We start from the raw sequence: 19,309 nt of genomic DNA, 5'->3' as shown, positions 1-19,309 counted from the left end.
AAGCTCAACGTCTCCATTTCAGTTGGGGGTTGATGGCCACATGATGGTGCACTCATTGACCCGCTTCAGGGCATCGACGCTCGCCACATCCGCTTCAACCCTCTACCCTGAGCATATTGGCAGGCCACGGTCTGCAGCCTCAGGACACTGAGCCTCATGTATAAAGATTTGAAATTCCCGGTCTTGATCGTGCACCGCGACATCAAGGCCGACACCGTCGCCGGTGACCGCGTGCGTGGCATCGCCCGGGAACTGGAGCAGGAAGGCTTCAGCATCGTTTCGGCGGTGGATTACACCGAAGGGCGGCTGGTCGCTTCGACCCATCACGGCCTCTCCTGCATGTTGATTGCCGCAGAAGACGCCAGCGCCCATTCGCATTTGTTACACAATATGGCTGAATTGATCGGTCTGGCGCGTGTGCGTGCGCCGGACTTGCCGATCTTTGCGCTGGGCGAACAGGTCACGCTGGAAAACGCCCCGGCCGATGCCATGGCCGAGCTCAATCAACTGCGCGGCATTCTCTATCTGTTTGAAGACACCGTGCCCTTTCTGGCGCGGCAAGTGGCCCGGGCGGCCCGTAAATACCTGGATGGTTTGCTCCCGCCGTTTTTCAAGGCGCTGGTGCAACACACTGCCGATTCCAATTATTCCTGGCACACACCAGGTCATGGCGGCGGTGTGGCCTATCACAAAAGCCCGGTGGGGCAGGCGTTTCACCAGTTTTTCGGGGAGAACACCCAGCGCTCGGATTTGTCGGTATCGGTGCCGGAATTGGGCTCCTTGCTCGACCACACCGGCCCGCTGGCCGAGGCGGAAGCCAGGGCCGCGCGCAATTTCGGCGCCGATCACACCTTTTTCGTGATCAATGGCACCTCGACCGCCAACAAGATCGTCTGGCATTCGATGGTCGCTCGCGATGACCTGGTGCTGGTGGACCGCAACTGTCACAAGTCGGTGCTGCACTCGATCATCATGACCGGCGCGATCCCGTTGTACCTGTGCCCGGAGCGCAATGAGCTGGGGATCATCGGTCCGATTCCGCTGAGCGAATTCAGCCGCGAATCGATTCAGGCGAAGATCGACGCCAGCCCGCTGACCCAGGGCCGTGAGCCCAAGGTCAAGTTGGCCGTGGTGACCAATTCGACCTACGACGGCCTCTGCTACAACGCCGAACTGATCAAGCAAAACCTGGGTAACAGCGTCGAGGTCCTGCATTTCGACGAGGCCTGGTATGCCTACGCGGCGTTCCACGAGTTTTTCGCCGGCCGGTACGGCATGGGCACGTCCCGTGGCGAACACAGCCCGCTGGTGTTCACCACGCATTCCACGCACAAACTGCTGGCCGCGTTCAGCCAGGCCTCGATGATTCATGTCCAGGACGGCGGCGCGCGGCAACTGGACCGCGACCGCTTCAATGAAGCGTTCATGATGCACATCTCGACGTCGCCGCAGTACAGCATCATCGCCTCGCTGGACGTCGCATCGGCAATGATGGAAGGCCCGGCCGGGCGATCGCTGTTGCAGGAAATGTTCGACGAGGCGCTGAGTTTTCGTCGGGCCCTGGCCAATCTGCGCCAGCACATTGCCGCGGATGACTGGTGGTTCTCCATCTGGCAGCCGCCCTCGGTGGAAGGCATCGAGCGTGTGGTCACCGAAGACTGGTTGTTGCAACCTGACGCAGACTGGCATGGCTTCGGTGGTGTGACCGACGACTACGTGTTGCTCGACCCGATCAAGGTCACGCTGGTCATGCCTGGCCTGACCGCGGGTGGTGCACTGAGCGAGCGCGGGATTCCGGCGGCGGTGGTCAGCAAGTTCCTTTGGGAGCGAGGGTTGGTGGTCGAGAAGACCGGCCTGTATTCATTCCTGGTGCTGTTCTCGATGGGCATCACCAAGGGTAAATGGAGCACGCTGCTGACCGAGTTGCTGGAGTTCAAGCGCAGTTACGACGCCAACGTCAGTCTGGCTGCGTGCCTCCCCTGTGTGGCGCAACAGAACGTCGCACGTTATCAGGGCATGGGGTTGCGGGATTTGTGCGATCAACTGCACGCCTGTTATCGCAGCAATGCCACGGCCAAACACCTCAAACGCATGTACACCGTGCTGCCGGAAATCGCCATGAAGCCGGCTGACGCCTATGATCATTTGGTGCGGGGTGAAGTGGAAGCGGTGTCGATCGATGCCCTGGAGGGGCGAATTGCCGCGGTGATGCTTGTGCCGTATCCACCCGGCATCCCGTTGATCATGCCGGGCGAGCGGTTCACCGAGTCGACCCGGTCGATCATCGATTACCTGTCGTTTGCTCGCACGTTCGACAGCAGCTTCCCCGGGTTTGTCGTTGATGTGCACGGATTGCAACACGAAGACGAGGGCAATGGACGGCATTACACCGTTGATTGCATCAAGGAATGAGGACCTTTCCCAGCATGCAACCGATCATGAATCCCAAATACCCAGGCCTCTCGGTGCGTGTCGCCGATGAGGGTTTCGCGCCCTATATCTGGGGCAGCGATTTCAGTTTTGAAGTCGCGGCCTATGGCGCAGCCGAAATCGGCAAACCGGTGGAGCAGTGGCGGGTGACGCCGATCACTCCTTATCGAAAGTGCTACGGCATTGATCCCGAGGAGTTCAGCAGTTTCCGCGATGCCGCCGACAGTGCGGTGTTCATGGCCTATCTCGATGATGAGCCCGTCGGCCATCTGGTGGTCAGCACCAACTGGAACGGCTTTGCCCATATCGACGAGTTGGCCGTGCATGCGCCGGCGCGCCGTCACGGTGTGGCCAAGGCGTTGCTGGACGTGGCGCAGTTCTGGAGTCGCAAGAAGAAGTTGCCGGGCATCATGCTCGAAACCCAGAACAACAATCTGGGGGCCTGCCGACTCTATGAGCGCTGTGGTTTCGTGATAGGCGGGATCGATCATCTGCGTTATCGCGGCATCGACCCGAACACGGCTGAAGTCGCACTGTTCTGGTATCGCCTGTTCGATAATCCGCTGGAAAACCCGCTCAGCTCGACAACATCGCCACGGCTTGTTCCGTGAGGATGTCCAGCAGCACCTGAACGGCCGGCATGGGCTCGCCGTTTTTCAGGGTCAGGGCGTAGAGGCTGATCGGCACCGCAGGTGCCAGCGGGCAGACATCCAGGCCGCTCGATTTGGCACCGAGGGCGGTAAACGGGTCGACAATCGCCAGGCCTTCTCCGGCCTCGACCATGCTGCGCATCATCTGATGAGTCTGCACCCGTGTCTGGATGACCGGGGCAGGGCGCAAGGCATGCAGTTTGTTGTCGAGCGCCGGGCTCAGCGGATCATGACCTTCCAGACCAACCATCGACTGGCCGGCCAGATCTTGCAACGAAATATACTTCTGTTTGGGTTGCAGCCAGCCATGGGGCGCCAACAGCTGGAGTTTGCCTTGGGCAATCACCTGGCAATGAATGTCAGCGTGGTCGGGATCGTGCAGGCTCAGCCCCAGATCGCTTTCGCGTAGCAGCAGGCTTCTGACGATCTCGCGGGTGGGTTGGCTCAGCAGGGTGCAAGGCGCATCGGGAAGGCGTCGGCGCAGGGCGGCGATGCTGTGGGGCAATAACTGTTGGGCCAACGGCGGGGTGCAGATGATGCGCAGCGGGTGCGCCTGATATTGCTTGAGGCTGCTGGCCAGGCGCTGGACCGGCTCAAGCGCGTCGTAGACGTGGGCGATTTCAACCTGAAGCTCCCGCGCCTCGCGCGTAGCCTGCAGACGTCCACGCACGCTGGAAAACAGCATGAAACCCAACTGATCCTCGGCGTCGCGCAAAATGCCTTCGACCTCGGCCACCGGCAACTGCAGCCATTCGGCGGCGGTGCCCAGGTGACCGGTCTGCAAGAGCGCGTGGATCACTTCGATATGACGTAAACGCATGCGTGAAGTCCATGTTCAGCAGGTGAGGGAGTCAGTGACTGAATCCTAACTCAAGTGCGCGCATATGACTTCTGCTCATAACGCGGGGTTATGAGGCGGTGGTGATTTCCGGCCGGCTGCCGACATAGGTGTCGGGCTCGCGCACGATGGTGATGTTCGATTGCACCAGCAAAAACTGGTTGTCGTCGAGCTTATTGACGCGATCGCCAATGGCCAGTTTGTAGGTGGTCACAGGCGCCGAGCCAGTGAGGCCGTCATGCGAGGGGGTGGATTCCTGGAACTCATGCACGGAATAAACGCGGCCTTCCGCGTCTCTTGCATGGAACTGACCGACGAGTACTGCTGCCATCTGCTTAGAACCTCTGGAGATAAATCACTCAATTTGCGGTTCTGTAGACCGTGGTTAAGCGAAGTAAGTTTTCCTACAGGAAAAAAATAGTCAGGGGCGGTAAATTCAACAGCCCACTGGGTGAATCGTCATCTATAACTACAAGTCTTTCCATCGAACAGTCGAGAGTCTTCCATGAGCAACGTCTACACGATCGCCGTACTGGTCGGCAGCTTGAGAAAGGAATCGATCAACCGCAAGGTGGCGCTGGCTCTGGCCGACCTGGCGCCTGCCAATCTCAAGCTCACTATCGTCGAAATCGGCGATCTGCCGCTCTACAACGAAGACATCGATGGAGCTTTACCGCCGGCAGCCTACAGCACTTTCCGACAACAAGTGAGTTCATCCGACGCAGTGCTGTTCGTTACCCCTGAATACAACCGCTCGGTGCCGGCGCCGCTGAAGAACGCGATCGATGTGGGATCGCGTCCGTATGGCAAGAGCGCCTGGAGCGGCAAGCCAGGGGCGGTGATCAGCGTTTCGCCGGGCGCTGTCGGCGGGTTTGGGGCCAACCATCACTTGCGTCAGTCGATGGTGTTTCTGGATGTACCGTGCATGCAGCAACCGGAGGCCTATCTGGGAGGTGCCGGTTCGGCGTTCGATGAGGCGGGTAAATTGTCCGAGTCGGTGAAGCCGTTCTTGCAGAGCTTCATCAATGCGTATGGCAAATGGGTCGAGCAGCATAAGAAGGTGTGACCTAAACGCAGGACATCCCTTGTAGCAGCTGCCTTGTGGCGAGGGGATTTATCCCCGTTCGGCTGCGAAGCAGTCGCGAAATCAAGCAACGCGGTGCATCAGATAGACCGTGCGTTCAGGTTTACGACTGCTTCGCAGCCGAACGGGGATAAATCCCCTCGCTACAGGGCGTTGCTCGTCAGCTGATACTGAAGTCAGGTTATTCAGTCTTTGCTTTACTGCATATTCGAAATTCCATATATTCACGCCTCGTTTGTCCAGAGGCGTGTTCCCGCATGTCCAGTTCCCGTAGCCCCGTCGATATTTTCAAGGCCTTGGCCGATGACACCCGCAGCCGCATCGCACTGTTGATCGCTCGCGAAGGCGAGTTGTGCGTGTGTGAATTGACGGCCGGGCTGAACCTCAGCCAGCCAAAGATCTCCCGTCATCTGGCGCAATTGCGCAGCAATGGTCTGCTGGCAGACCGCCGTCAGGGGCAGTGGGTCTTTTATCGCCTGCACCCGCAATTGTCGCCGTGGGTCATCACGCTGTTGCAAGGTGCACTGGCTGATCACGCTGGCTGGCTGGCCGCTGATGTCGACCGTTTGCAGGCAATGGCTGATCGCCCGGCTCGCTGTTGCTAATCCCCCCGATTGTTTTTTGAAGGCTGTTCCGCATGCTTGTAGCGTCGCTGATTTTCCTGCTGACCATCACCCTGGTGATCTGGCAACCCAAAGGCCTGGGCGTAGGCTGGAGTGCAACATTCGGCGCAGTGCTGGCGCTGATTTTTGGGGTGGTGCACCTGGCTGATATCCCGATTGTGTGGCAGATCATCTGGAACGCCACGGGCACCTTCGTGGCGCTGATCATCATCAGTCTGCTGCTGGACGAGGCGGGGTTCTTTGCCTGGGCTGCGCTGCATGTGGCCCGTTGGGGAAAGGGCAGCGGGCGCAAACTCTTCGCTTATATGGTGCTGCTCGGGGCGCTGGTGTCGGCGTTGTTTGCCAATGACGGCGCGGCGCTGATTCTCACGCCGATTGTGATTTCCATGCTGCTGGCGTTGCGCTTTTCCCCGGCGGCGACGTTGGCGTTTGTGATGGGCGCCGGTTTCATCGCCGACACCGCGAGCCTGCCGTTGGTGGTGTCGAACCTGGTGAACATCGTTTCGGCGGACTTCTTCAACATCACGTTCAACCGCTATGCGGCGGTGATGATTCCGGTCAACTTCGTCAGTGTCGCCGCTACGCTGGCGATGCTGATGTGGTTTTTCCGTCGCGACATCCCCAAGGATTACGACCCCGAACAACTGGAACATCCGTCGACGGCGATCCATGACAAGGCGACGTTTTATGCCGGTTGGGCAGTGCTGGCCATACTGTTGATTGGGTGCTTCGCCCTTGAGCCGCTGGGCATTCCGATCAGCGCCATTTCCGCCGTCTGTGCCGCGTTGCTGCTGGCCATCGCCGCCCGTGGCCACAAGATTTCCACGCGCAAGGTGATGAAAGAAGCGCCGTGGCAGATCGTGATTTTCTCGCTGGGCATGTATCTGGTGGTGTATGGCCTGCGCAATGCCGGGCTCACCGGGTATCTGGCGGGGTGGCTGGACGGGTTCGCAAACTACGGCATTTGGGGCGCAGCCATGGGCACGGGCGTGCTGACGGCGCTGTTGTCGTCGATGATGAACAACTTGCCGACGGTGTTGATTGGTTTGCTGTCGATCGATGCCAGCCAGGCCACGGGGGCGGTGAAGGAAGCGATGATTTATGCCAACGTCATTGGCAGCGACCTGGGGCCGAAGATCACGCCGATTGGCAGTCTGGCGACGTTGTTGTGGCTGCATGTGCTGCAGCGCAAGAATATCCGGATTGGCTGGGGGTATTACTTCAAGGTCGGGGTGGTGTTGACGGTACCGGTTTTGTTGGTGACGTTGGCGGCTTTGGCGTTGCGGTTATCCATTTAGAACGGGGTGGCCTCTTCGCGGGCAAGCCTCGCTCCTACAGATTTATGTCGAATGCAAATTCGGCGAACGACACAAAACCTGTAGGAGCGAGGCTTGCCCGCGAAGGGGCCAGTCCAGGCACTACAAATCTTAGCCACTGCCCGCCACATTCGGCCAAAGGTCCGCGACCAGAAACAATCGCTCCGCTTCCTCCCAATCCCCCTGCGCATTCTCGATCAGTCGAACCATCAATTGCGCCGGGGCCAAAGGCTCCAGATCACTGAGCCATGCCGCTAGTTGCTCGATGTTCCAGGTCTGTTCCGCCGGGTAATGCGCCGGCGCCAGCCAGGCATGGCGGGGCAGGGGTTGCCAGCGACCGAACGGACGCTGCACGACAAAATCCGCCCAATCCTTCTGATGCAGCCAGCTGCCGCGCAGGTGCTGCGGATGCGCACCGTGGGGTGGCTCGGCTTCTCCTGGCCACGGATACAGCAGATAACCGCCCAGCCACAGATGTGCGCTGAACTGTTGAACATCCAGCGCCGCCAGCACCTCGCGACTCTCGGGGCGGGCGGAAATCGGCAGTTGGTGCTGCGTCAGATGTGCCAGTTTGCGGTCCAGTCGATCATGACAACCCGGCCCGAGCCACTGCGCCGAGTCCTGTCCGTCGCCATTCTGCGGGCCCAGATAGAGTTTGATCGCCAGTTCCAGGTGATGCACGCCGTCGCGATCGCGCAACAGCATGTCCAGCTCGCCCAAGGTGTGGCCTTCGCGGCGGATCGGCATATTGGCGGCAATCAACTCGATACCCGGCGCATGGCGCACGGCGTATTGCCACAAGCGTTCGTAATACAAGCCCAGTCGCCGGGTCCTGGCCTGTGCCAGCCAATGCAGCAGGTCATAACTGTCACGGTCGAGTTGCTTCAGCCAGCGTTCCAGCTGATCAGGTGCCTGCACCCAGTCACTGCCGGCCAGCGGATGGCGTTGAGGCCACGGGGTGATGTCGAGCATCGGCGGCGCGAGGATGACCCAGGCCAGGTCGCGCACTTCGGGGTGGCGTAACTGGTGGGGTAACTGGAGCAAATCGGGAAATAGGATCATCTTGCGAGCATAGCCCTAAACATGAGTACACCCTTGTGGCTGAAAGGATTTTGTCTATCCTGCGCTTTCGCCCATAATCGTGTTTTTCACCGTCGCGCAGGAACCCCATGGAGCAATTTCGTAATATCGGCATCATCGGTCGCCTGGGCAGTTCGCAGGTGCTGGATACCGTCCGCCGACTGAAACGGTTTCTGCTTGATCGTCACCTGCACGTGATCCTCGAAGACACCATCGCCGAAGTCCTGCCCGGTCATGGCCTGCAAACCTCGTCCCGCAAGATGCTCGGCGAAGTGTGTGACATGGTGATTGTGGTCGGCGGTGACGGCAGCCTGCTTGGCGCCGCGCGTGCCCTGGCCCGACACAATATTCCGGTGCTCGGCATCAACCGCGGCAGCCTCGGTTTCCTGACCGATATTCGCCCGGACGAACTGGAAGTCAAAGTCGCTGAAGTGCTCGACGGCCACTATCTGGTGGAAAACCGCTTCCTGCTGCAAGCCGAAGTCCGCCGTCATGCCGAGGCCATCGGCCAGGGCGACGCGCTGAACGACGTGGTGCTGCACCCGGGCAAATCGACGCGGATGATCGAATTCGAGTTGTACATCGACGGCCAGTTCGTCTGCAGCCAGAAGGCCGACGGCCTGATCGTCGCCACGCCCACCGGTTCGACCGCCTACGCGCTGTCGGCGGGCGGGCCGATCATGCATCCCAAGCTCGACGCTATTGTGATTGTGCCCATGTACCCCCATACCTTGTCGGGCAGGCCGATTGTGGTCGATGGCAACAGTGAGCTGAAAATCGTCGTGTCCAAAGATATGCAGATTTACCCGCAAGTCTCCTGTGACGGGCAGAACCATTTCACCTGCGCGCCGGGCGACACCATCACCATCAGCAAAAAAGCCCAGAAACTGCGGCTGATTCACCCGCTCGACCACAACTACTATGAGGTCTGCCGGACCAAGCTCGGCTGGGGCAGCCGCTTGGGTGGTGGAGGCGACTGATGCTCGATCCCGCGCGTAGCTACGACCTGATCGGTGACGTGCACGGTTGCGCTCTGACCCTTGAGCACTTGCTCGACCGGCTCGGTTACCACAAGCAAGGTGGCGTCTGGCGGCATCCGTCGCGCATGGCGGTGTTCGTCGGCGACATCATCGACCGCGGCCCGCGGATTCGCGAGGCGCTGCACATCGTCCACGACATGGTCGAGGCCGGTCAGGCGCTGTGCATCATGGGCAACCATGAATTCAACGCCCTTGGCTGGGTCACGCCGGCGCCTCCGGGCAGCGGCAAGCAGTTCGTGCGTGAACACACGCCGCGTCATGCGCGCCTGCTCGGTGAAACCCTGACGCAATTTGAACATCATCCCGGCGACTGGCATGACTTCCAGCAATGGTTCTACGAATTGCCATTGTTTGTGGATGCCGGACGCTTTCGCGTGGTACACGCCTGCTGGGATTCCGGCCTGATCGAACCGCTGCGCGCGCTGTTCCCCGACGGTTGCATCGACGAGCATTTCCTCCAGGCCTCGGCCGTGCCCGGCAGTTTCGCCTGCACCGTGTTCGATCGCTTGTTGCGCGGCACCGACATGCGTCTGCCCCACGGGCTGACCATGACCAGCGGCGATGGTCTGACGCGTTCGTTTTTCCGCACCAAATTCTGGGAAGACGACCCGCAAACCTACGGAGACATTGTGTTCCAACCTGACGCCTTGCCCGAACCCGTGGCCCAGACGCCCCTGTCGTCCACCGAAAAAAACACCTTGCTGCGTTATGGCGTCGATGAGCCGTTGTTGTTCGTCGGCCACTACTGGCGCAGCGGAAAACCGGCACCAATCCGTCCGAACCTGGCCTGCCTGGATTACAGCGCGGTGCTCTACGGCAAACTGGTCGCCTATCGCCTGGATCAGGAAACCCGTCTCGACCCGCACAAATTTGTCTGGGTCGATGTCGAGCGGCCGGAGGTGCTGCAATGAGTACGGTTGCCGTTTTACGTCTGCCGCTGGCGGTGGATTTGAGTGGGTTCGTCAAACTGCTGCAACGCATGCAGGTGCCGCATCGGGTCAGCGAAGAGTCGGGCGAACAAGTGCTGTGGGTGCCGGCCAATATCAGCGAAGACGTCCGTTCCTTGTACGAACGTTTTCCGGCGGGCGACCCTGATCAGCAGCTGGACATTCCGGTCGCGCAAACCACTAAGCGGCCTGGTTTCGTCGAGCAGTTGCGGCATGCCAAGGCAACCGGGTTGGTGCTGCTATTGAGCCTGATCGTCGGTGCGGTGACGCTGCTGGGGGAAAACCTCGACACGCTGCGCTGGCTGACTTTCCTCGATTTCCGCATCGTCGGCGAGTACATCCATTTTGTGCCATTGGCCGATAGCCTCGCGGCGGGGCAGTGGTGGCGTCTGGTGACGCCGATGCTGATCCACTTCGGCATCCTGCATCTGGCCATGAACGGCATGTGGTACTGGGAGCTGGGGCGGCGCATCGAGTCGCGTCAGGGCAGCATCAACCTGATCGGCCTGACCTTGCTGTTCAGCCTGGTGTCCAACTACGCCCAGTTTGTTTTCAGTGGCCCGACCCTGTTCGGCGGGTTGTCCGGGGTGCTTTACGGCCTGCTCGGGCACTGCTGGATTTTTCAGGTGTTGTCGCCGAACCCGGCTTATCGCCTGCCGCGCGGCGTGCTGGTGATGATGCTGGTGTGGCTGGTGCTGTGCCTGTCAGGGCTGGTCTCGATGATCGGTTTCGGTGAAATTGCTAACGCGGCCCACGTCAGCGGGTTGCTCGTCGGATGCTTGACCGGTTTGTTGGGTGGTTTGTACAGCCGCCGTAAACTGGCCGTCTAAACAGTTATGTATTAAAGAGCGGAGCCCTTGATGTCCTCTTTTAACGAAATGATCCAGAACATCACCCCCGATATCTACCAGAGCCTGAAATTGGCGGTGGAAATCGGCAAATGGTCCGACGGTGGCAAGCTCACCGCCGAGCAACGCGAACTGTCGTTGCAAGCGATGATCGCCTGGGAAATCCAGAACCTGCCCGAGGAAGAGCGTACCGGCTACATGGGCCCGCAGGAATGCAGCTCGAAGTCGATCAGCGTGCCGAATATCCTGTTCAAATCGGATGCCGTCCATTGATTGAGATTGGCCGTGGTGCAATCAGCAAAATGTCGGCGCGCCTTGACGGGCCGGACGTGCAGTACGCGTTTCGTCTGGATGACGTCGAGGTCCCGGTCAATCCATTGATCGGCACCACGGTGCGTCTGGAATACCTGGGGGCGATCCATTGTTCCCATTGTGGACGCAAGACCAAAACCAGTTTCAGCCAGGGGTATTGCTACCCGTGCATGACCAAACTGGCGCAGTGCGACCTCTGCATCATGAGCCCGGAGCGTTGCCACTACGACGCGGGCACCTGCCGTGAGCCGGAGTGGGGCGAGAAGTTCTGCATGACCGATCACATTGTGTATCTGTCGAATTCGTCCGGGGTGAAAGTCGGGATTACCCGCGCCACCCAGCTGCCGACTCGCTGGATCGACCAGGGCGCCCGTCAGGCGTTGCCGATCATGCGCGTCTCGACTCGCCAGCAATCGGGGTTTGTCGAAGACCTGTTCCGCAGTCAGGTGGCGGACAAGACCAACTGGCGTGCTTTACTCAAGGGCGACGCGGTGTCGGTGAACCTGGCCGAGGTTCGCGATCAGTTGTTCGACAGCTGCGCCGAAGGCTTGCAAGGTTTACAGGAACGATTCGGCCTACAAGCGATCCAGACTATTGCCGATGTAGATGTCCTCGAAATCCGCTATCCGGTCGAGCAATACCCGGCCAAAATCGTCAGCTTCAACCTGGACAAGAATCCGATTGCCGAAGGCACGCTGTTGGGGATCAAGGGTCAATACCTGATTTTCGACACCGGCGTCATCAATATTCGTAAATACACGGCTTATCAGCTCGCCGTGCATCAGTAAGGACTCCAGCATGCGCACCGAACAACCGAAGATGATCTATTTGAAAGACTATCAGGCGCCCGAGTACCTGATAGACGAGACGCACCTGACCTTCGAGTTGTTCGAGGACCACAGCCTGGTCCATGCGCAACTGGTGATGCGCCGCAATCCCGAGCGTGGCCCGGGCCTGCCGCCGCTGGTGCTGGATGGCCAGCAACTTGAGCTGCTGTCAGTCACTCTGGCTGACAACGAATTGAGCGACGCTGACTACCAGTTGACTGAAAACCACCTGACCCTGCACCCGACCAGCACCACCTTTACGATCGATACCAGTGTCAAGATCCACCCGGAAACCAACACCGCCCTGGAAGGTTTGTACAAATCCGGCACGATGTTCTGCACCCAGTGCGAGGCCGAAGGCTTCCGCAAGATCACCTATTACCTCGACCGCCCGGACGTGATGAGCACATTCACCACCACGGTCGTTGCCGAGCAGCACAGCTATCCGGTGTTGCTGTCCAACGGCAATCCGATTGCTTCAGGTCCCGGCGAAGACGGCCGGCACTGGGCGACCTGGGAAGATCCGTTCAAGAAACCGGCGTACCTGTTCGCGCTGGTGGCCGGTGACTTGTGGTGTGTCGAAGACACCTTCACCACCATGAGCGAACGCTCCGTGGCGCTGCGCATTTACGTCGAACCGGAAAACATCGACAAATGCCAGCACGCCATGAACAGCCTGAAGAAGTCGATGCGCTGGGACGAAGAGGTCTACGGTCGCGAGTACGATCTGGACATCTTCATGATCGTCGCGGTCAACGACTTCAACATGGGCGCCATGGAGAACAAGGGCCTCAACATCTTCAACTCCAGCGCCGTGCTGGCCCGCGCCGAAACTGCCACCGACGCTGCGCACCAGCGTGTCGAAGCGATCGTCGCGCACGAGTATTTCCACAACTGGTCGGGCAACCGCGTGACCTGCCGCGACTGGTTCCAGTTGTCGCTCAAGGAAGGCTTCACCGTGTTCCGCGATTCGGGCTTCTCCGCCGACATGAACTCGGCCACCGTGAAACGCATCCAGGACGTGGCTTACCTGCGTACTCACCAGTTCGCTGAAGACGCAGGTCCCATGGCTCACGCTGTGCGCCCCGACAGCTTCATCGAAATTTCCAACTTCTACACCCTGACCGTGTACGAGAAAGGTTCGGAAGTGGTCGGGATGATCCACACCTTGCTCGGCGCCGAAGGCTTCCGCAAAGGCAGCGACCTGTACTTCGAGCGTCATGACGGCCAGGCCGTGACCTGCGATGACTTCATCAAAGCCATGGAAGATGCCAACGGTGTCGACCTGACCCAATTCAAGCGCTGGTACAGCCAGGCCGGTACGCCGCGTCTGGCGGTGAGCGAGTCTTACGACGCCGCCGCGAAAACCTACAGCCTGACCTTCCGTCAGAGCTGCCCGGCGACCCCGGACAAGGTTGAAAAGCTGCCGTTCGTGATTCCTGTGGAATTGGGCCTGCTGGATTCGAAAGGTGCGGCCATTGCGTTGCGTCTTTCCGGTGAAGCCAGTGCTCAAGGCACCTCGCGGGTTATTTCGGTGACCGAAGCCGAGCAGACCTTCACCTTCATCGACATCGCGGAACAGCCATTGCCTTCGTTGCTGCGCGGGTTCTCGGCGCCGGTGAAACTGAGCTTCCCGTACAGCCGCGATCAACTGATGTTCCTGATGCAGCACGACAGTGACGGTTTCAACCGCTGGGATGCCGGTCAGCAACTGTCGGTTCAGGTGTTGCAAGAGCTGATTGCCCAACAGCAGAAGGGCGAGAAACTGGTGTTGGATCAGCGTCTGATCTCTGCTCTGCGCACCGTGCTGTCCGACGAGACGCTGGATCAGGCAATGGTTGCAGAAATGCTCTCGCTGCCGGGCGAGGCGTACCTGACTGAAATCAGCGAAGTGGCTGACGTTGATGCCATCCATATCGCTCGCGAGTTTGCCCGCAAGCAGCTGGCTGACGGTTTGTTCGAGGCGTTGTGGCTACGTTATCAGGCCAATCGCGATCTATCGAAGAAAACCCCGTATGTGGCTGAGGCCGAGCACTTCGCCCGTCGCGCCTTGCAGAACATCGCGTTGTCGTACCTGATGCTCAGCGGCAAGCCGGAAGTGTTGGCGGCGACGCTGGAACAATTCGAGACCAGCGATAACATGACCGAACGCCTGACGGCGCTGGCGGTGTTGGTCAACTCGCCGTTTGAAGAGCAGAAGGCCTTGGCGCTGGCGAGTTTTGCCGAGCACTTCAAGGACAATCCGCTGGTCATGGATCAGTGGTTCAGTGTCCAGGCGGGCAGCACGTTGCCCGGTGGTCTGGAGCGTGTTCGTCAGTTGATGGAGCACCCGGCGTTCAACATCAAGAACCCGAACAAGGTGCGGGCGCTGGTAGGTGCGTTTGCCGGTCAGAACCTGATCAACTTCCATGCGGCGGACGGTTCCGGGTATCGCTTCCTGGCGGATCTGGTGATCGAGTTGAACGGGTTTAACCCGCAGATCGCTTCTCGCCAATTGGCACCGCTGACTCGCTGGCGCAAATACGACGACGCGCGTCAGGCTTTGATGAAAGGCGAGTTGGAGCGGATTCGTGCTTCGGGTCAGCTGTCCAGCGATGTGTTTGAGGTGGTTAGCAAGAGCCTGGCCTGAGTTGGGGGCTTGTTTCCGTGGGGGTGTATATCCATTCCTGCGGTAACGGCCGCTTAGGGTTTCGCCCTTACGGCGACTCAATTTTTTTACAAACGCCTAAAAAAAGTAAGCAAAAAAACGCTCGCCCCGAGCGTCCGGCCCCTCGCCTGGGCTCGGCGTTCCTTCGTTCCGGTATTCATCTGGGGGCATCGCCTCCGGTCGGCTTCGCTTCGACCTCCTCTCGATGTGTGCGGCTTCGCCGCACGGCGCTGCGCGCCCACCCCCCAGATGAACACCTCCGCTCAGCCTCCCGAAGGGGCGGGCAGATCAAGATCAAAAGCTGAAGGCGAGCTAACGCTCGGCCTGATGAGTGGTGAAAAGCAAAAGCCGTACGCCGATCTGCTTTATGTGGGAGTGAGCCTGCTCGCGATGGCGGCCTGACAGCCGACCAATTCCTTGCAGATGTACACCAAACCTTTTGGGAACTGGCCTGCCTGCGAAGGCGGCTTGGTAGTCGACCTGTACTTGCGGAGATACGACAACTACCCTGACACCGGGGGGCTTTGGCTTTGGCTTTTGACGTTGATCTTGATCTTGATCTTGATCTCTCGCCCCTTCGGCAGGCCGAGCGTAGGTGTTCATCAGGGGGTTAGGCGCGTAGCGCCGTGCGGCGAAGCCGCACACATCGAGAGGAGGTCGTCGCGAAGCAGACCGTAGGCGATGCCCCCTGATGGACACCGTAGCGAGGGAACGCGGAGCCTCAGCGAGGCGCCGTACGTCGGGGCGAAGCCTTTTGCTTACTTTTCGGCGTCTGGAAAAGTGAGTCACTGTAAGAGCGAAACCATAAGTAGCCGTTACCGAAGAAATGGATATGTACACCGAACACCGAACACCGAACACCGAACACCGAACACCAGACAAACCCGGAAACCAGAATCACCCCACCTGATACCCAATCATTCACCCAAACCCCATTCCCCCCCAGTTAACAAAACATAACGTGGCGTCGATTGTCAGACCTTTCCAAACCCCGATAGGATAAGCCAGCTTCCGAAGGGGCTCTAGATTGCGCATTTCAGGACTATGCTCCAGAACAGGCAATCCCGATGAGCACCCCTTACGGCGCCCTGAAAGGTTGAATGACCTAACAATAATAATGGGGGAAGGTCTATGAGTGAGCCTGTCATGGGTGTGGGTATCTGCCGCCCGCCGGCGTTACGCAAGTTCGCGTTGCTGGCTACAGCGCTCTCGCTGTTGGGTTGTGCCGTGCTGTCGGCACCTGTGTTGGCCGCCGCTGCGCCAGCATCCGACATTGTTTATGCCGTTGAATCTGCCAAAGCCAGCAAGAGCCTGATGCTCGACGTCGTGCACGCCGGCAAGCGCCTGGTGGCCGTCGGAGATCGCGGGCACATTCTGTATTCCGATGACCAGGGTGCGACCTGGACCCAGGCCAAGGTGCCAACCCGGCAGTTGTTGACGTCGGTGTTTTTCGCCGATGACAAACACGGCTGGGCCGTCGGCCATGACGCACAGATCCTCGCCAGCGAAGACGGTGGCGCTACCTGGACCAAGCAATTCGAAGATTTGAAACGCGAATCGCCGTTGCTCGACGTTTGGTTTCAGGACGTCAACAGCGGCTTAGCCGTGGGCGCTTACGGCGCGTTGCTGACCACAACCGACGGCGGCAAGAATTGGGAAGACGCCAGCGATCGCCTGGACAACGAAGATCAATACCACCTCAACGCCATTGCCGCAGTCAAGGATTCCGGGCTGTTCATCGTCGGCGAGCAGGGCAGCATGTTCCGCTCCGCCGATTGGGGCCAGACCTGGGAAAAGCTTGAAGGCCCATACGAAGGTTCGCTGTTCGGCGTAATCGGCACTGCTCAGGCCAATACGCTGCTGGCTTACGGGCTGCGGGGCAATCTGTTCCGCTCCACCGATTTCGGCACAACCTGGGAACCGGTCGAGCTCAAGGCTGCCCGCGGGGCGCTGGAGTTCGGTCTGTCCGGCGCAACGCTGCTCGACGACGGTTCCATTGTCATCGTCGGCAACGGCGGTTCGGTGATCCGCAGCAACGACAACGGCGAAACCTTCAGCGTGTTCAACCGCCCGGATCGCATTTCCGTTTCGGCGGTGACCGCGGCAGGTAACGGCAATCTGATTCTGGCAGGACAGGGCGGCGTTCGCGTCACCTCGCCAACCGGCGCAGAGAATGTCAAAAACGGGTCGTCCAAATGAGCCGGGCAAATAATAAGAAGGCGGGTCTATGACATCCTTGAGCAGTCATCATCAAGACAAGGCGACGTTTCTTGAACGCCTGATTTTCAACAACCGCCCGGCAGTGATCGTCATCTGCCTGCTGGTCAGCATCTTCCTGTTCTGGCAGGCGACGCTGATCCGGCCGTCCACCAGTTTCGAAAAAATGATCCCCCTGGAGCATCCATTCATTCAAAAGATGATGGAGCACCGCAACGATCTGGCGAACCTGGGCAACACGGTGCGCATTTCCGTTGAAGCCACCGATGGCGACATTTTCTCCAAGGAATACATGGAGACCCTGCGTCAGATCAACGACGAAGTGTTCTACATTTCGGGCGTCGACCGTTCCGGCCTCAAGTCGCTGTGGAGCCCGAGCGTGCGCTGGACCGAGGTGACGGAGGAGGGCTTCGCCGGCGGCGAAGTCATCCCGCAGAGCTATAACGGCTCCCAGCAAAGCCTCGACCTGCTGCGCAACAACGTGCTCAAGTCTGGTCAGGTCGGGCGTCTGGTGGCCAACGACTTCAAGTCGAGCATCGTCGACATCCCGCTGCTGGAGTCCTACCCGGACCCGCAGGACCAGGGCAAGTTGCTGGCGCTGGACTACCGCAAGTTCTCCCACGAACTGGAAGAAAAGATCCGCGACAAGTTTGAAGCGCAGAACCCTAATGTGCAGATCCACATCGTCGGTTTCGCCAAGAAAGTCGGCGACCTGATCGATGGCCTGGTCATGGTGGTGATGTTCTTCGGTATCGCCTTCATCATCACCCTGATTCTGCTGTACTGGTTCACCAACTGCATGCGCAGCACCGTGGCGGTATTGAGTACGACGCTGGTGGCGGTGGTCTGGCAGCTGGGGTTGATGCACTTCTTTGGTTTCGGGCTTGATCCGTATTCGATGCTGGTGCCGTTCCTGATCTTCGCCATCGGTATTTCCCACGGCGTGCAGAAGATCAACGGGATCGCCTTGCAGTCCAGCGAAGCGGACAACGCCTTGACCGCTGCGCGGCGCACGTTCCGTCAGCTGTTCCTGCCGGGGATGATCGCGATCCTCGCGGACGCGGTGGGCTTCATCACGCTGCTGATCATCGACATCGGTGTGATTCGTGAACTGGCCATCGGCGCCTCCATTGGTGTCGCGGTGATCGTCTTCACCAACCTGATCCTGCTGCCGGTCGCCATCTCCTACGTCGGCATCAGCAAGCGCGCCGTCGAACGCAGCAAGAAGGACGCTCACCGCGAACACCCGTTCTGGCGCCTGCTGTCGGCCTTTGCCAGCCCGAAAGTCGCACCGGTGTCGATCATCCTGGCCTTGCTGGCCTTCGGGGGCGGCCTCTGGTACAGCCAGAACCTGAAAATCGGTGACCTTGACCAGGGTGCCCCGGAACTGCGTCCGGACTCGCGTTACAACAAGGACAACAACTTCATCATCAGCAACTACTCCACCAGTTCCGACGTATTGGTGGTGATGGTCAAGACCAAGTCTGAAGGTTGCTCGCGCTACGAAGCCATGGCGCCGATCGACGAGCTGATGTGGAAGATGCAGAACACCGAGGGCGTGCAGTCGGCGATCTCCCTGGTGACGGTGTCCAAGCAGATGATCAAGGGCATGAACGAGGGCAACCTGAAATGGGAAACCCTGTCGCGTAACCCGGACGTATTGAACAACTCCATCGCCCGTGCCGATGGCTTGTACAACAACAGTTGTTCTCTGGCGCCGGTGCTGGTGTTCCTCAACGACCACAAGGCCGCCACCCTGGATCGCGCGGTGCATGCGGTGCAGGACTTCGCCAAGGAAAACAACAAGGACGGCCTGGAATTCATCCTGGCGGCGGGTAACGCGGGGATTGAAGCGGCCACCAACGAGGTGATCAAAGAGTCCGAGCTGACCATCCTGATCCTCGTCTACATCTGCGTCGCGACCATGTGCATGATCACCTTCCGTTCCTGGGCGGCGACCTTGTGCATCGTGCTGCCGCTGGTGCTGACCTCGGTACTCGGCAACGCCCTGATGGCCTTCATGGGCATCGGCGTGAAAGTCGCGACCCTGCCGGTCGTGGCGCTGGGGGTGGGGATTGGCGTGGACTACGGCATCTACATCTATAGCCGCCTGGAAAGCTTCCTGCGTGCAGGCCTGCCATTGCAAGAGGCCTACTACCAGACGCTGAAATCCACCGGTAAAGCCGTGCTGTTCACCGGCCTGTGCCTGGCGATCGGCGTGTGCACCTGGATCTTCTCGGCCATCAAGTTCCAGGCCGACATGGGCCTGATGCTGACCTTCATGCTGCTCTGGAACATGTTCGGCGCGCTTTGGCTGCTGCCGGCGCTGGCTCGATTCCTGATCAAGCCGGAGAAACTGGCGGGGCAGAAGGGCAACTCGTTGTTCGCGCACTAACGTTGCGCAGTACTAAAAGCCGCAACCTCAGGTTGCGGCTTTTTTATGGGCGATT

General features: G+C 59.5%; 16 protein-coding genes. 13 read left to right on the top strand and 3 right to left on the bottom strand.

Features of this window, described 5'->3' with window-relative positions; translation table 11 throughout:
- Positions 1 to 156: 156 nt before the first annotated feature.
- Both ACA051_RS16655 and ACA051_RS16650 read left to right on the top strand, forming a co-directional pair.
- Positions 157 to 2,412 (top strand): Orn/Lys/Arg family decarboxylase, encoded by a 2,256-nt coding sequence (locus ACA051_RS16655; RefSeq protein WP_497370933.1) that lies wholly within the window; start codon positions 157 to 159, stop codon positions 2,410 to 2,412.
- Positions 2,413 to 2,426: 14 nt separating this feature from the next.
- The gene (locus ACA051_RS16650; RefSeq protein WP_010459805.1) at positions 2,427 to 3,041 is read left to right on the top strand and encodes a GNAT family N-acetyltransferase; all 615 of its coding nucleotides are present in this window, start codon (positions 2,427 to 2,429) and stop codon (positions 3,039 to 3,041) included.
- Here the strand turns inward: ACA051_RS16650 and ACA051_RS16645 are convergent.
- Positions 3,007 to 3,900, bottom strand: a complete 894-nt coding sequence (locus ACA051_RS16645; RefSeq protein WP_497370931.1) for a LysR family transcriptional regulator — start codon at positions 3,898 to 3,900, stop codon at positions 3,007 to 3,009. The genes ACA051_RS16650 and ACA051_RS16645 overlap by 35 nt on opposite strands.
- Positions 3,901 to 3,988: 88 nt before the next feature.
- Positions 3,989 to 4,249: a hypothetical protein gene (locus ACA051_RS16640; protein ID WP_094467661.1), complete on the bottom strand. Its 261-nt coding sequence runs from the start codon at positions 4,247 to 4,249 to the stop codon at positions 3,989 to 3,991.
- A gap of 174 nt (positions 4,250 to 4,423) precedes the next feature.
- Here ACA051_RS16640 and ACA051_RS16635 point away from each other — a divergent pair, with 174 nt between their 5' ends.
- The 3 genes from ACA051_RS16635 to ACA051_RS16625 all read left to right on the top strand — a co-directional run bounded on the left by ACA051_RS16635 (position 4,424) and on the right by ACA051_RS16625 (position 6,923).
- Positions 4,424 to 4,984: an NADPH-dependent FMN reductase gene (locus tag ACA051_RS16635; RefSeq protein WP_497303239.1), complete on the top strand. Its 561-nt coding sequence runs from the start codon at positions 4,424 to 4,426 to the stop codon at positions 4,982 to 4,984.
- 275 nt (positions 4,985 to 5,259) lie between these two features.
- Positions 5,260 to 5,607, top strand: a complete 348-nt coding sequence (locus ACA051_RS16630) for a metalloregulator ArsR/SmtB family transcription factor (protein WP_497303237.1) — start codon at positions 5,260 to 5,262, stop codon at positions 5,605 to 5,607.
- 32 nt (positions 5,608 to 5,639) lie between these two features.
- Positions 5,640 to 6,923, top strand: a complete 1,284-nt coding sequence (locus ACA051_RS16625) for an arsenic transporter (RefSeq protein WP_497303235.1) — start codon at positions 5,640 to 5,642, stop codon at positions 6,921 to 6,923.
- A 129-nt stretch (positions 6,924 to 7,052) separates the two neighbouring features.
- Here ACA051_RS16625 and ACA051_RS16620 read toward each other — a convergent pair whose 3' ends face one another.
- Positions 7,053 to 8,003 carry a DUF1853 family protein gene (locus ACA051_RS16620; RefSeq protein WP_497370929.1) on the bottom strand — a complete coding sequence of 317 codons (951 nt, stop codon included), beginning with the start codon at positions 8,001 to 8,003 and terminating at the stop codon, positions 7,053 to 7,055.
- 107 nt (positions 8,004 to 8,110) lie between these two features.
- Between ACA051_RS16620 and ACA051_RS16615 the strand changes: the two genes are divergently transcribed.
- From ACA051_RS16615 to ACA051_RS16580, 8 genes are all read left to right on the top strand, one after another.
- Positions 8,111 to 9,001 (top strand): NAD(+) kinase, encoded by an 891-nt coding sequence (locus ACA051_RS16615; RefSeq protein ID WP_010459816.1) that lies wholly within the window; start codon positions 8,111 to 8,113, stop codon positions 8,999 to 9,001.
- Positions 8,998 to 9,972 carry a metallophosphoesterase gene (locus ACA051_RS16610; protein ID WP_497310609.1) on the top strand — a complete coding sequence of 325 codons (975 nt, stop codon included), beginning with the start codon at positions 8,998 to 9,000 and terminating at the stop codon, positions 9,970 to 9,972. Before ACA051_RS16615 ends, ACA051_RS16610 begins: the two co-directional genes overlap by 4 nt.
- Entirely contained in the window at positions 9,969 to 10,838 is an 870-nt protein-coding gene (locus tag ACA051_RS16605; RefSeq protein WP_497370927.1) for a rhomboid family intramembrane serine protease, read from the top strand. Before ACA051_RS16610 ends, ACA051_RS16605 begins: the two co-directional genes overlap by 4 nt.
- 30 nt (positions 10,839 to 10,868) lie before the next feature.
- Positions 10,869 to 11,129 (top strand): YeaC family protein, encoded by a 261-nt coding sequence (locus tag ACA051_RS16600; RefSeq protein ID WP_090183249.1) that lies wholly within the window; start codon positions 10,869 to 10,871, stop codon positions 11,127 to 11,129.
- Positions 11,126 to 11,956, top strand: coding sequence for a DUF2797 domain-containing protein (locus ACA051_RS16595; RefSeq protein WP_403097309.1), 831 nt, complete (start codon positions 11,126 to 11,128; stop codon positions 11,954 to 11,956). Before ACA051_RS16600 ends, ACA051_RS16595 begins: the two co-directional genes overlap by 4 nt.
- Before the next feature lie 10 nt (positions 11,957 to 11,966).
- Complete coding sequence (gene pepN, locus ACA051_RS16590) at positions 11,967 to 14,624, top strand: aminopeptidase N (protein WP_497370925.1); 2,658 nt, start codon at positions 11,967 to 11,969, stop codon at positions 14,622 to 14,624.
- A 1,149-nt stretch (positions 14,625 to 15,773) separates the two neighbouring features.
- The gene (locus ACA051_RS16585; RefSeq protein WP_497370923.1) at positions 15,774 to 16,841 is read left to right on the top strand and encodes a WD40/YVTN/BNR-like repeat-containing protein; all 1,068 of its coding nucleotides are present in this window, start codon (positions 15,774 to 15,776) and stop codon (positions 16,839 to 16,841) included.
- A 28-nt stretch (positions 16,842 to 16,869) separates the two neighbouring features.
- On the top strand, positions 16,870 to 19,254 hold the full coding sequence (locus ACA051_RS16580; protein WP_497303225.1) for an efflux RND transporter permease subunit: 2,385 nt from the start codon (positions 16,870 to 16,872) through the stop codon (positions 19,252 to 19,254).
- Positions 19,255 to 19,309 lie beyond the last annotated feature (55 nt).

The organism is Pseudomonas sp. LBUM1669 (assembly GCF_059695705.1).
The sequence above is the reverse complement of the archived record's forward strand: the minus strand, read 5'-3'. Positions and strand labels throughout refer to the sequence as shown.

What these genes read in the sequence shown, in the direction of transcription:
- ACA051_RS16635 (WP_497303239.1), top strand. Translation starts at nt 4,424, where the DNA reads ATGAGCAACGTCTACACGATCGCCGTACTGGTCGGCAGCTTGAGAAAG.
- ACA051_RS16645 (WP_497370931.1), bottom strand. Translation starts at nt 3,900, where the DNA reads ATGCGTTTACGTCATATCGAAGTGATCCACGCGCTCTTGCAGACCGGT.
- ACA051_RS16625 (WP_497303235.1), top strand. Translation starts at nt 5,640, where the DNA reads ATGCTTGTAGCGTCGCTGATTTTCCTGCTGACCATCACCCTGGTGATC.
- ACA051_RS16640 (WP_094467661.1), bottom strand. Translation starts at nt 4,249, where the DNA reads ATGGCAGCAGTACTCGTCGGTCAGTTCCATGCAAGAGACGCGGAAGGC.
- ACA051_RS16650 (WP_010459805.1), top strand. Translation starts at nt 2,427, where the DNA reads ATGCAACCGATCATGAATCCCAAATACCCAGGCCTCTCGGTGCGTGTC.
- ACA051_RS16600 (WP_090183249.1), top strand. Translation starts at nt 10,869, where the DNA reads ATGTCCTCTTTTAACGAAATGATCCAGAACATCACCCCCGATATCTAC.
- pepN (WP_497370925.1), top strand. Translation starts at nt 11,967, where the DNA reads ATGCGCACCGAACAACCGAAGATGATCTATTTGAAAGACTATCAGGCG.
- ACA051_RS16615 (WP_010459816.1), top strand. Translation starts at nt 8,111, where the DNA reads ATGGAGCAATTTCGTAATATCGGCATCATCGGTCGCCTGGGCAGTTCG.
- ACA051_RS16580 (WP_497303225.1), top strand. Translation starts at nt 16,870, where the DNA reads ATGACATCCTTGAGCAGTCATCATCAAGACAAGGCGACGTTTCTTGAA.
- ACA051_RS16655 (WP_497370933.1), top strand. Translation starts at nt 157, where the DNA reads ATGTATAAAGATTTGAAATTCCCGGTCTTGATCGTGCACCGCGACATC.
- ACA051_RS16620 (WP_497370929.1), bottom strand. Translation starts at nt 8,003, where the DNA reads ATGATCCTATTTCCCGATTTGCTCCAGTTACCCCACCAGTTACGCCAC.
- ACA051_RS16585 (WP_497370923.1), top strand. Translation starts at nt 15,774, where the DNA reads ATGAGTGAGCCTGTCATGGGTGTGGGTATCTGCCGCCCGCCGGCGTTA.
- ACA051_RS16630 (WP_497303237.1), top strand. Translation starts at nt 5,260, where the DNA reads ATGTCCAGTTCCCGTAGCCCCGTCGATATTTTCAAGGCCTTGGCCGAT.
- ACA051_RS16605 (WP_497370927.1), top strand. Translation starts at nt 9,969, where the DNA reads ATGAGTACGGTTGCCGTTTTACGTCTGCCGCTGGCGGTGGATTTGAGT.